At 67.0% G+C, this 11,761-nt stretch carries 11 protein-coding genes; all 11 read left to right on the plus strand.

Going from position 1 to position 11,761, the window contains the following annotated elements:
• The first annotated feature begins 46 nt into the window (after nt 1-46).
• Nucleotides 47-529: an Hcp family type VI secretion system effector gene (locus tag XINFAN_RS17435; RefSeq protein ID WP_124088148.1), complete on the plus strand. Its 483-nt coding sequence runs from the start codon at nt 47-49 to the stop codon at nt 527-529.
• An 87-nt stretch (nt 530-616) separates the two neighbouring features.
• Complete coding sequence (locus XINFAN_RS17440) at nt 617-1,417, plus strand: type VI secretion system accessory protein TagJ (protein ID WP_124088149.1); 801 nt, start codon at nt 617-619, stop codon at nt 1,415-1,417.
• 4 nt (nt 1,418-1,421) lie between these two features.
• The gene (tssE, locus tag XINFAN_RS17445; RefSeq protein WP_124088150.1) at nt 1,422-1,913 is read left to right on the plus strand and encodes a type VI secretion system baseplate subunit TssE; all 492 of its coding nucleotides are present in this window, start codon (nt 1,422-1,424) and stop codon (nt 1,911-1,913) included.
• Nucleotides 1,914-1,915: 2 nt separating this feature from the next.
• The gene (gene tssF, locus XINFAN_RS17450; RefSeq protein WP_124088151.1) at nt 1,916-3,790 is read left to right on the plus strand and encodes a type VI secretion system baseplate subunit TssF; all 1,875 of its coding nucleotides are present in this window, start codon (nt 1,916-1,918) and stop codon (nt 3,788-3,790) included.
• Nucleotides 3,754-4,788: a type VI secretion system baseplate subunit TssG gene (tssG, locus tag XINFAN_RS17455; RefSeq protein WP_124088152.1), complete on the plus strand. Its 1,035-nt coding sequence runs from the start codon at nt 3,754-3,756 to the stop codon at nt 4,786-4,788. Before tssF ends, tssG begins: the two co-directional genes overlap by 37 nt.
• An 18-nt stretch (nt 4,789-4,806) precedes the next feature.
• Nucleotides 4,807-7,482: a type VI secretion system ATPase TssH gene (gene tssH / locus XINFAN_RS17460; protein WP_124088153.1), complete on the plus strand. Its 2,676-nt coding sequence runs from the start codon at nt 4,807-4,809 to the stop codon at nt 7,480-7,482.
• A gap of 29 nt (nt 7,483-7,511) precedes the next feature.
• Nucleotides 7,512-8,015, plus strand: a complete 504-nt coding sequence (locus tag XINFAN_RS17465; RefSeq protein ID WP_124088154.1) for a hypothetical protein — start codon at nt 7,512-7,514, stop codon at nt 8,013-8,015.
• 53 nt (nt 8,016-8,068) lie between these two features.
• On the plus strand, nt 8,069-10,135 hold the full coding sequence (locus XINFAN_RS17470; RefSeq protein ID WP_124088155.1) for a type VI secretion system Vgr family protein: 2,067 nt from the start codon (nt 8,069-8,071) through the stop codon (nt 10,133-10,135).
• Nucleotides 10,136-10,146: 11 nt separating this feature from the next.
• Nucleotides 10,147-10,728: a DUF6931 family protein gene (locus XINFAN_RS17475; RefSeq protein WP_124088156.1), complete on the plus strand. Its 582-nt coding sequence runs from the start codon at nt 10,147-10,149 to the stop codon at nt 10,726-10,728.
• Nucleotides 10,725-11,015: a PAAR domain-containing protein gene (locus XINFAN_RS17480; protein WP_124088157.1), complete on the plus strand. Its 291-nt coding sequence runs from the start codon at nt 10,725-10,727 to the stop codon at nt 11,013-11,015. The genes XINFAN_RS17475 and XINFAN_RS17480 overlap by 4 nt, the downstream gene beginning before the upstream one ends.
• Nucleotides 11,016-11,019: 4 nt before the next feature.
• Nucleotides 11,020-11,761: type VI secretion system-associated FHA domain protein (locus XINFAN_RS17485; protein WP_124088158.1), on the plus strand; the 742-nt coding region annotated here is incomplete at its 3' end.

Consider the following 11,761-nt stretch of genomic DNA (forward strand, 5'->3'; position numbering starts at 1 on the left):
CGCCGGGGGGAATCTCAACAATTTCAGTTGGATGAGGAGACTGAAAATGGCGATGGACATATTCATCAAGCTTGGCGACATCAAAGGCGAGTCGAAGGACAAGGCCCATGCCGGCAAGACCGACGTGCTGGCCTGGTCCTGGGGCGCCAGCAATTCGGGCAGCGCGCATATGGGCGGCGGCCAGGGGGCCGGCAAGGCCAATGTGCAGGATCTTTCCATCACGAAATGGGTGGATCTCGGCAGCCCCGACATTCTGAAATTCGTCTGCCTCGGCACCCATATTCCGGAAATCGTGCTGATCGTGCGCAAGGCCGGCGGCAACCCGCTGGAATATATCACCATCACGATGTCGGATTGCATCCTGACCTCGGTCAGCACCGGCGGCAGCGGCGGCGAGGATCGTCTGACCGAGAATGTCACGATCAATTTCGCCAAGGTCAAAATGCAATATGTCGAGCAGAAGAAGGACGGGTCCGCGGGCGACAAGCCGGACTTCACCTTCGACATCGCCGGCAACGCGGCCGGCTGATCCTCCGCGAAAGGCGGTGATCCGGCAGGCCGGGGCCCGGGCGCGTGAAGCCGGGGCCCCGGCGCAATCTCAAACGCGGAGGCGGCCGTGACCCCCGATGCCATTGCCCATCTGAAGGCGGGCGATCCCGACGCCGCGCTGGCGGCGCTTTCCGCGCAGGTGCGCAGCAGGCCCGGCGATGCGAAGCTGCGCATCTTCCTGTTCCAGCTTCTCTGCGTCCAGGGCGACTGGCAGCGCGCCGTGACCCAGCTGAAACTCTGCGCCGAACTCGACCCGCTGGCCATTCCCATGGCCCAAGCCTACCGCGAGGCGATCATCTGCGAGGTCTTCCGCGAGAGTGTCTTTGCCGGCGAAAAGCGCCCGCTGGTCTTCGGCGAGCCGCAGGACTGGATCGCGCTGCTGCTGGAATCGCTTCAGGCCCTGGGCCAGGGCCGCATCCCGCAGGCCGCGGAATTGCGCGCCCGGGCGTTCGATTCCGCCCCCGCCACGCCCGGCAGCCTGAACGGCACGGATTTCGGCTGGATCGCTGATGCCGACAGCCGGCTCGGCCCGGTGCTGGAGGCGGTGATCGACGGCAAATATTACTGGGTGCCGTTCAACCGGCTGACCTCGATGGAGCTCGATCCGCCCGAGGATCTGCGCGACAAGGTCTGGATGCCCGCGCGGCTGCGCTTTGCCAATGGCGGCGAGAGCGTGGCGATGATCCCCACCCGCTATGCGGGCACCACGGCGCGGGGCGACGGCGCGGCGAAACTGGCGCTGGCCACCGAATGGCAGGATGCGGGCGGGGAAACCTGGTGCGGCCTCGGCCAGCGGCTGTTTTCCACCGATGGCGGCGATCTGGCGCTGATGGATATCCGGGCGCTGCGCCTCGGTCCGGGGGAGTGATCCGATGGCGGATCTGACCATCACCGAACGTCTGCAACCCTCGCTGCTCGACCGGCTGACGGACGACAGGCGCGATTCGGCGACCGAAAGCCGCGACGACTGGCTGATCGACATGCGGCGGCTGCGCGACATCGTGCTGCGCGATCTGTCCTGGCTGATCAACACCACCAATTCCGGCCTCGATCTGACCGATTATCCCCATGCCGCGACATCCACGCTGAACTACGGGCTCGACAGCATTTCCGGCATGTCGGCGGGGGCGGCGCGCGCCACCGCGCTGCGCCAGTCGATCCTGCGCGCGATCGCGCTTTACGAGCCGCGGCTGAAGTCCGGCACCCTGGACGTGCGCGTCGGCGGCGGCGGAAGCGACCGTTCCGCGCATCTGATCTACGACATCCGCGCCGATCTCTGGGCCCAGCCCCTGCCGGCCGAGCTTTACCTGCGCACGAAGGTCGATATGTCCACCGGCGAAGCCGTCATCTCGCGGAGCGGCTGAGCATGGATCCACGGCTCCTGCGCCATTACGAAGCCGAACTGGCCTATCTGCGCGAGATGGGCGTCGAATTCGCGCGGGCCTATCCGAAGATCGCCTCGCGGCTCGGGATGGACGGGACCGAGGTGGTCGATCCCTATATCGAGCGGCTGCTGGAGGGCAGCGCCTTTCTCGCCGCCCGGGTGCAGCTTGAGCTTGATCTGCAATATCCCGCCTTCACCTCGGCTCTGTGCGAGATCGTCTATCCGCATTACCTGGCGCCGACGCCTTCGATGACCGTGGTCTCGATGGTGCCCGATGCGGCCAGTCCGGCGCTGGCCGAGGGGTTCGTCCTGCCGCGCCACAGCCTGTTGCGCGCCGCGATCAGCGACGGCCAGCAGACCGCCTGCCAGTTCCGCACCGCCTCCGATCTGACGCTCTGGCCGCTGGTAATCGCCGAGGCGGAATATATCGACGGACGCGGCGCGCTGGTCGCCGCGGGTGTGGCGGGCACCACCGAAGCCCGCGCCGCGATCCGGCTGCGTCTGCGGCGCACCGACGGCGGCGCCATCGGCGCGCTGCCTCTGGACCGGCTGACGCTGTTCCCCGGCAGCCAGGCCGTCAGCGGCTGGATCCTGCACGAGACGATCTGCGCCGGGACCAGCGGCCTTGTCGCCCGCTCGACCGACCGGCGCGACGACTGGGTGGTGCCGCTTGCGGGCGGGGCCGAGCCGCGCGGCTTTGCACCGGAAGAGGCGCTTCTGCCCACGCCGCGCGCCAGTTTCGACGGCTACCGGCTGCTCCAGGAATATTTCGCGCTGCCCGAGCGGTTCCATTTCTTCGATCTGACCGGGCTGTCCCCCGGTTTCGCCCGCGCCACCGGCTCCGAGGTCGATCTCTATATCCTGCTGCGCGAGGGGCGGGCTGAACTCGCGCATGGCATCGCCCCCGACGCTTTCACCCTGTTCGCGGTGCCCGCGGTCAATCTGTTCGAGAAACGCTGCGACCGGATCCTGCTTTCGCCCTCGGAGACCGAGCATCATCTGGTGCCCGACCGGATGGCACCCTTAGATTACGAGGTGCACGGCCTGCTCTCGGTCAGCGGGATCAGCGGCGAGGGCCAGGAGAATGTCGCCTTCCACCCGTTCTATTCCACCGACGAGCTGAGCGCCGCCGGATCGCGCCATCCGGCCTATTACCAGATCCACCGCCATTTCCGGCAGCGCTCGGAACGCGAGCGGCTGGTGGGCTCGCGCAGTTCCTATCTGGGGTCCGAGATCTTCCTCTCGCTGGTCGACCCTTCGATGGCGCCTTGGCCGCCGGGCATCCAGCAGCTTGCGGTGCGGGCGCTGGTCTCGAACCGCGATCTGCCGCTGCTGTTGGGGTCGGGGGCGAAGGATCTGTTTCATCTCGCCGATGGCGGGCCGGTCGCCTCGATCCTGGTGGCGGTGGCGCCGACCCGGCCGCGCCCGACGCTGGCCCAGGGCGAGGCGGCCTGGAAGATCGTCAGCCATCTGGGGCTGAATTATCTGTCGATCATGGACACACCCGGCGGCAACGGCGCGGCTGCGCTGCGCGAGATGCTGTCGCTTTACGCGCCCCAGGCCGACCGCGCCGTTCAGAAACAGGCCGAGGGGCTGATATCGGTCGCCACCCGGCCCATCGTGCGGCGGATGTCGGACGGGCTGTTGTCGACCGCGCTGCGCGGCCTGGAGATCCGGCTGAAGATGGACGAAGGCGCCTTCGAGGGCACGGGAACCTACGTCCTGGCCTCGGTGCTGGAGGCGTTTCTGCGCCGCCATGTCTCGATCAACAGCTTTACCGAAACCGTGCTGGAAACCAGCCAGAGAGGGGAAATTGCCAGATGGCGACCAAGGACAGGGCAGGGGCGGGTGATCTGAGTCACTACGACCGGCTGGTCCGGTCGCCGCTCGGCTGGCATCTCTTCCAGGCGCTCCGCGTGATCGAGGCGGAGTTCGCCGGCCGGCCCCGTCTGGGCCAGTCGCGCCGCCCGCAGGAGGATGCCTTCCGCCTGGGCCAGGACCCGTCGCTGGCCTTTCCGCCCGCGACCATCGACCAGTTCAGCCCGCCCGGCAAAGGCCCGGGCCAGTTGCGCCAGCAGGCCTTCGGGCTTTACGGGCCGCACGGGCCGCTGCCGCTGCATCTGACCGATTACGCCCGCGACCGGGTGCTGAACCACCGCGATCCGACCATGGTCGCCTTCACCGACATGCTGGTGCACCGCTTCGCGCAGCTTTTCTACCGGGCCTGGACCACCGGCCGCGCCACCGCGGATATGGACCGCGGCGCCGGCGGAAGGATTGAGGGCAAGATCGCCGCTCTGGCAGGCTATGGCGGCGCCGCTTTGCGCGACCGCGATGCGATGCCCGATCTGGCGAAACGCCATTTCGCCGGGTTCCTCGCGCCGGGGCCGCGCCATGCCGAGGGCTTGCGCGCCATGCTCTCGGCCTTTTTCGGCACCGGGGTCGAGGTAGAGGAATTCGCCGGCCTCTGGCTGGATCTGGAGCCCGGCGATTGCTGGCAGCTTGGCGCCCCGGTCGCTTTGGGCGAGGGCACCTGCATCGGCAGCCGGGTCTGGTCGCGTGCCGCGGCGTTCCGCCTGCGCATCGGGCCGCTGTCGCGCGCCGATTACGACCGGCTGCTGCCGGGGACGCCCGCGCTCGACCGGCTGAGCGCGGTGGTCCGTAATTATGTCGGCCTCGCGCTCGACTGGGATCTGACGCTGGTCCTGCGCGGCGATGAGGTGCCGCAGGCGCGGCTCGACGGCGACACGCGCCTCGGCCTCACCTCCTGGATCGGCAGCCGCGACCCCGCCCGCGATGCCGACGATCTGCATCTGACGCCCACCGATCCCCTGACCCCGGCAGCCGCCGCCTGACATCTGAGAGGATATCCGATGACCGAGATCAGCCGCGTTGCCTTGTTCGGAAAGCTGAACCGCCTCGGCTATCAGACCGTCGAGGGCGCCACGGTGTTCTGCAAATTGCGGGGCAACCCCTACGTCGAGGTGGTGCACTGGCTGGCGCAGATCCTGAACGATCAGGACAATGACGTGCAGCGGATCGTGCGGCATTACGGGCTGGATCCCTCGCGCCTTGCCGCCGATCTGCAACGCGCGCTGGATGCGCTTCCCCGCGGCGCCAGCGCGATCATGGATCTGTCGCAGCATCTGATGGATGCGATGGAACGGGCCTGGGTCTATGGCTCGCTGATGTATTCGGCGGCCCAGGTGCGCACCGGCCATCTGATCCTCGGCATGGTCAAGACGCCCGAGCTGAAGCGGATCCTGACCCAGATCTCGGGCGAGTTCGCGAAGATCCAGGGCGACGATTTGTCGGAGAATTTCCACAAGATCACCGACGGCTCGGCCGAGGATGCGATGACCGCGACGGCAGGCGGCGGGGCCGGGCCGGGCGAGGCCTCGGGCGCGATGTCGCCGGCCCAGATGGGCAAGGAAGAGGCGCTGAAGAAATACTGCACCGACCTGACCCAGCAGGCGCGGGACGGCAAGATCGACCCGATCGTCGGCCGCGACGAGGAAATCCGCCAGGTGATGGATGTGCTGATGCGCCGCCGTCAGAACAACCCGATCCTGACCGGCGAGGCGGGGGTGGGCAAGACCGCGGTGGTCGAGGGTTTCGCTCTGCGCATCGCACGCGGCGACGTGCCGCCCGCGCTGAAGGACGCCCGCATCCTCGCGCTGGATGTCGGGCTGTTGCAGGCCGGGGCCAGCATGAAGGGCGAGTTCGAGAACCGGCTGAAACAGGTGATCGAAGAGGTTCAGGCCTCGACCGTGCCCATCGTGATGTTCATCGACGAGACCCATACCCTGGTCGGCGCCGGTGGCGCGGCCGGGACGGGCGATGCGGCGAACCTTCTGAAACCGGCGCTGGCGCGCGGGACGCTCAGGACCATCGGCGCCACGACCTGGGCCGAATACAAGAAACATATCGAGAAAGATCCGGCGCTGACCCGGCGCTTCCAGACCGTGGTGGTCGAGGAACCGGCGATCCCGCGCGCGGTGATGATGATGCGCGGCATCGCGGGCATGCTGGAGAAGCACCACCGGGTGCAGATCCTCGACGAGGGGATCGAGGCGGCGGTCTCGCTTTCGGCGCGCTACATTCCGGCGCGGCAACTGCCCGACAAGGCGGTCTCGGTGCTGGACACCTCGGCGGCGCGGGTCTCGATCAGCCAGCACGCGGTTCCGGCCCAGGTGGACGACGCGCGGAAGCGCATCGACGCCTTCACCACCGAGCTTGAGATCATCGACCGCGACGAGACCGCCGGTTACGACGTGGCCGGGCGTCGCGATGCCATCACCCATGCGAAAGAGGCAGAGGAGGCGCGGCTCGCCGGGCTGACCGAACGCTGGGAGGCCGAGAAGGCGGTGGTCGGGGCGATCCTCGCTTTGCGCGCGAAGCTGCGCGAGGGCGGCGCCGCGGTCGAGGATACCGAGGGCGGCACGCTGTCCGAGGAAGACCGCGCCGCGCTGCTGACGGAGCTGAAGGCGAAGAATACTGAGCTGACCGCGCTCCAGGGCGAGGAGCCGCTGATCCTGCCCATCGTCGATGCCCAGGCGGTGGCGACGGTGATCGGCGACTGGACCGGGATTCCGGTCGGGCGGATGATGGGCGACCAGATCCGCAATGTGCTGGAACTGGACCAGCATCTGGGCAAGCGGGTGATCGGCCAGGATCACGCGATGAAGATGATCGCGAAACGGGTGCAGACCAGCCGCGCGGGGCTCGACAATCCGTCCAAACCCGTGGGCGTCTTCATGCTGGCGGGCACTTCGGGCGTCGGCAAGACCGAGACGGCGCTGGCGCTGGCCGAGATGATGTATGGCGGCGAGCAGAACCTGATCGTCATCAACATGTCGGAATATCAGGAGGCCCATACCGTCAGCAGCCTGAAAGGCGCGCCGCCCGGCTATGTCGGCTACGGTGAGGGCGGCGTTCTGACTGAGGCGGTGCGCAGGAAGCCCTATTCGGTGGTGCTGCTCGACGAGGTGGAAAAGGCCCACCCGGATGTGCATGAGCTGTTCTTCCAGGTCTTCGACAAGGGCGTGATGGAAGACGGCGAGGGCCGGCTGATCGACTTCAGGAACACGCTGATCCTGCTGACCTCGAATGTCGGATCGGAACTGATCATGGACATGTGCGGGGATCCCGATCTCATGCCCGAGCCCGAGGGCATCGCCACCGCCTTGCGCGATCCGCTGCTGAAAGTGTTCCCGGCCGCGCTTCTGGGGCGGCTCGTCGTGATCCCCTATTACCCGCTTTCGCCCGACATGATCGGCAGGATCACCCGGCTGCAACTCGACCGGATCAGAAAGCGGGTCAAGGAAGCCCATGGCGTGCCCTTCGACTACAGCGACGCCGTGGTCGATACCATCGTCTCGCGCTGCCAGGAGCTGGAGTCGGGCGGGCGGATGATCGACGCGATCGTCACCAACACCATGCTGCCCGAGATTTCCGCCGAATTCCTGCGCCGGATGCTGGAAGGCGCGCCGGTGAGCGGCGTCTCGGTCGGCGTGAAGGACAGCGATTTCACCTATGATTTTTCCTGACGAGAACTGAAACCGGGAAGGAGAACGAAATGACCATGGCGATCACTCTGGTCCTGACCAAGGCCGGGAACCGCACCCTCAGCGCGGATGAGGTCAAGGCGATCATCGCGGGCTCGGAAGGCAGGAAATCCGATGCCAACAACGCCAGGGGCCACGCGCTTCAGCATGTCCAGCAAACCAATACCTACCGCAAGACCGATTATTCCGAGAAACGGGCCTGGAACGAGTTGAGCGGCGAGGGCAGCCATTCCTGCTTCAAGACCGAACGGCAGCAGGCCGGAATGGTCTGCGACGTGCTGATGTCGAACGAGGGCAAGGATGCTTTGCGCCAGCTGAACGCCGGGGCGAAGCAGGTCAAGGTGCGCTCGAACATCGGCGCGGGCGAGACGGTGGTAAGCCAGGGCAACCTGGGCGGCGAATTCGGCGTGTTCTGCGATGACAAGCCCGCGAAGGGGCTGGTGGTCGAACTTCACTCCAAACTCGATGGAGGGACCAACATGCTTCACGTGCGCTCTGCCTATCCCGTCGCCTGAGGCGGCGGCCGGGTTGGGATGGTGCGGGGATTGCAGGGCCGAAAGGAAGTGAGATGAAAAAAGTCGAACTGCTCCTTAACGTCACCGGCGACGGGCCGGTCGCCGGGCTGGAAGTGCGCCGCGCGCTGGTGACCGAGGGCCTGAACCGGATCACGGCCGTCTCGCTCGAAGTGCTGGGAAAGGACCGCTCGCTCAGTCTCGGGGATTTCGTCGGCAAGCCGATGGCGCTGGCGGTGGCCGCGCCCGACGGATCGGACGAGCGGCGCTTTGCCGGCCTTTGCATCTCGGCCGAATATCTGGGAACGCACAACGACCATGGCCGCTATCTGATGGAGGTGCGCTCGCGGTTCTGGCTTCTGGGCCGCAGCCGGGAATGCCGGGTGTTCCAGGGCCGCACCACGCCGCAGATCGTGCAGGACGTGCTGACGGATTACGGCCTGTCCGGCAATCTGAAGAACCGCCTGACCCAGAGCTACGAGCCGCGCGACTATTGCCTTCAGTTCCGCGAAAGCGATCTCGACTTTCTGTCGCGGCTCATGGAGGAGGAGGGGATCAGCTATTACTTCACCCATGACGGCAAGGCCGAGACCATGGTGCTGGCCGATGAAATCAGCGGCCACGACCCGCTGCCCGGCGATCCGCTGGAATACAGCGAGGCGGCGGCGAAATCGGGCGGCTCGGTCAACCGGGTCAGCGATCTGCGCGCCTCGGCGCTGCTGACCACCGGCAAGGTGACGCTGGGCGATCATAATTTCGAGAAGAGCAATCCGAAGCTGACCGCGGTGCGGGCGCTGCCGAAGGGCGGCCATGGCCACAAGGATTACGAGGCCTATATCTATCCCGGCCGCTACCGCGAATCCGGTCTGGGCGAGGCGCGCGCCCGGGTGGTGATGGAGGCCGAGGCCGCCCGCCATGCCACCTTGCGCGGCATCACCGACGCCCGCCACCTGACTGCCGGGGCGACGGCCAAAATCAAGGGCCATGCCCAGCTTGCGGGCAGCCCGGAGTATCTGATCACGCTCGCCAGCCATTATTTTCAGGCCGATGCGCTGGAACCCGGCGCGGGGGAGGGCGGCGGGATCGAACTGCCCCCCGACATGGGCCAGAAGGCCTGCCTGACGAAATTCGAGGTGATCCCCAAGGCGGTGCCGTTCCGCCCGGCCCCGGAGACGCCCTGGCCCGAGATTCCCGGCGTGCTGACCGCGCTGGTGGTCGGGCCGAAGGATGATGAGATCCATACCGACAAATACGGCCGCGTGCGGGTGCAGTTCTTCTGGGACCGCCTCGGCAAGAGCGACGAGAAGGCCGGGGTCTTCGTCCGCGTGGCACAGCCCTGGACCGGCAAGAACTGGGGGATGCAGTCGATCCCGCGCATCGGCCAGGAGGTGCTGGTCGGTTTCGAGAACGGCGATCCCGACCGGCCGATCATCCTCGGCATGCTCTACAACGCCAATACCATGCCGCCCTGGCCGCTGCCGGACAATCAGACCCGGACCGGGCTGCGCACCAATTCCTCGAAAGGCGGCGGCGGCTACAACGAACTGATGTTCGAGGACAAGAAAGGCAAGGAACTCGTCCATTTCCAGGCCGAGCGCGATTACGAGCAGAAGGTGAAGAACAATGCCACCGTGACCGTCGGGCTGGAGCACAAGACCGAGGGCGACATGACGGTGACGATCCACCGCAATCTGACCGAGACGCTGAAGACCGGCGATCACACATTCACCGTGGCCTCGGGCAATCAGAAGATCGGCATCAAGAAGGACAAGACCGAGGGAATCGAGGGAAAATCCGCGCTGACGGTGAAGGGCGACAGCGATACGGTCATCGAAGAGGGCAATCTCAGCGAGACCGTGAAGACCGGCGATATGAGCCAGCTGGTCCAGATGGGTAATTTCAGTCTCAAGACCTCGCTCGGCAAAGTGGAAATCGAGGCGATGCAGGAGATTTTGCTCAAGGTCGGCGCGAATTCGATTAAGATCGATCAGACAGGGGTGACGGTGAACGGAACGATTGTAAAAATCGAAGGCACCGCAATGCTGGAGGCAAAGGCGCCTGTAAGCAATATCAAGGGCGATGGCGTGCTGATCCTCAAGGGCGGCGTGACCATGATCAATTAGGGTGCGCTCCGGTGAATAAGCGCTTCAGAAGGCTGGTGAAAATACCGGGCGAGCCGGCGGCCCGCCTGCTTGCCGCGGCCAATGCCCGCATCATCGAGAAAACCGGCCTCCCGGCCAGCGCGGGGGTGGGCGAGGTGCTTGAGGTGCTGGACGAACGCAATGCCCATATCGACATCCTGCGGCTGTTGTCGGTGGCGCTGCCCCCGCGCGAGCGGGTCTGGTGGGCCTGTCTCGGCGCGCGCGACCTGCTGAACGGGGGCGAGGCGCCGCCGCTGACGCTGCTTTCGGCCGAGGCCTGGGTGCGCAAACCCGGCGACGAGACCAAGGCGGCGGCGCGTCAGGCGCTGGACGCCGCTCCGCCGCATGACGATCTGTCGCTTTGCGCGACCGCGGCGGTCTTTGCCGACGGCACCATGGGCGCGGGCGATCTGAGCCGGCTGCCCGCCCCGCCCGGCGCCTCCGAGGCGGCGGTTTTCGCGATGAACATCATGTGTATCGCGCGGCTGGCGAAACAGTTCGAGACCGAGGCCGACCGGCTGATCGACCGCGCGCTCGACATCGCCCAGGGTGGCAACGGGAGGCCCAGGACATGACTTTTCCCCAGGCAAGGATCCTCGATGTCCATGTCTGTTCGCTGACGCTGGGCGCGCCGATGCCGGTCACCGGGCCCTGCGCGCCGACGGTGCTGGTCTCGAACCTGCCAGCGGCCCGGATCACCGACATCTGCGCCGGGATCCTGCCGCCCGGCGCGCATCCGATCGCCAAGGGCTCGATGACGGTGCTGATCGGCAGCCTTCCGGCGGCCCGGCTGGGGGTGGACCCCTGTGCGGGCGGCGGGGCGATCGTGATGGGCGCCTTCACCGTGCTGACGGGGGGCTGAGGCAATGCCGGTCACGCTGCGGTTCCAGAGCACCGGCGTGGTTCCGGGCAACGCCCGGCCCGTCATGGTGCAGGGCGGATCGCTGACCATCGGCCGCGGCCCCGACAACGATCTGGTGCTGCCCGACCCGGACCGCCAGATCTCGAAACGCCATTGCGCCATCGAGGACCAGGGCGGCGATATCGTTGTGATAGACTTCTCGTCGAACGGCACCTTCCTCAACTACGGCAAGGTGCCGCTCGGCCGGGTGCCGACGCCGCTGAACGACGGCGATATCCTGACCATGGGGCCGTTCGAGCTCCTGGTCTCGGTCACGCCCGGCGCCGCGCCGCCGCGCCGCGATCTGATCGCGGATCCCTTGCCCGATCCGCTCGGCCCGGGGGCAGGCGCGGCGGGCGGCGGGCTGCTGCCGCCGCTCGACGATCTGCCGGCCGCGGGCAGGGGCGGCGGCGGGGTGGACCTGCCCGAAGCCGCGGGCGAGGTCGATTTCCTCGACAGCCTTCTTGGCCCCGATGCGCCGCGCGGTCCCTCGGGGGTGGCACGGCCGCAACCGGGCGACGACGGGCTGCTGCCGCCCTTCGGCACCGACGATCCTGCGCCGCCCGCCGCGCCCGAACTCTCGGCCGCCGCCTCGCGCTTCGAGCGCCAGGAGCCGTTCCTCGACAATTTTGCGCCGGCGGCGGCGGACAGCCATATCCCCGACGACTGGGACGATCTGCTCGACGATGTGGCGCCCCCCGCCGCAC

The sequence above is a fragment of the Pseudogemmobacter humi genome, from assembly GCF_900609055.1.
Lineage (GTDB): Bacteria > Pseudomonadota > Alphaproteobacteria > Rhodobacterales > Rhodobacteraceae > Pseudogemmobacter > Pseudogemmobacter humi.

What these genes read in the sequence shown, in the direction of transcription:
- XINFAN_RS17435 (WP_124088148.1), top strand. Translation starts at nt 47, where the DNA reads ATGGCGATGGACATATTCATCAAGCTTGGCGACATCAAAGGCGAGTCG.
- tssG (WP_124088152.1), top strand. Translation starts at nt 3,754, where the DNA reads ATGGCGACCAAGGACAGGGCAGGGGCGGGTGATCTGAGTCACTACGAC.
- XINFAN_RS17465 (WP_124088154.1), top strand. Translation starts at nt 7,512, where the DNA reads ATGACCATGGCGATCACTCTGGTCCTGACCAAGGCCGGGAACCGCACC.
- tssE (WP_124088150.1), top strand. Translation starts at nt 1,422, where the DNA reads ATGGCGGATCTGACCATCACCGAACGTCTGCAACCCTCGCTGCTCGAC.
- tssH (WP_124088153.1), top strand. Translation starts at nt 4,807, where the DNA reads ATGACCGAGATCAGCCGCGTTGCCTTGTTCGGAAAGCTGAACCGCCTC.
- XINFAN_RS17480 (WP_124088157.1), top strand. Translation starts at nt 10,725, where the DNA reads ATGACTTTTCCCCAGGCAAGGATCCTCGATGTCCATGTCTGTTCGCTG.
- XINFAN_RS17470 (WP_124088155.1), top strand. Translation starts at nt 8,069, where the DNA reads ATGAAAAAAGTCGAACTGCTCCTTAACGTCACCGGCGACGGGCCGGTC.
- tssF (WP_124088151.1), top strand. Translation starts at nt 1,916, where the DNA reads ATGGATCCACGGCTCCTGCGCCATTACGAAGCCGAACTGGCCTATCTG.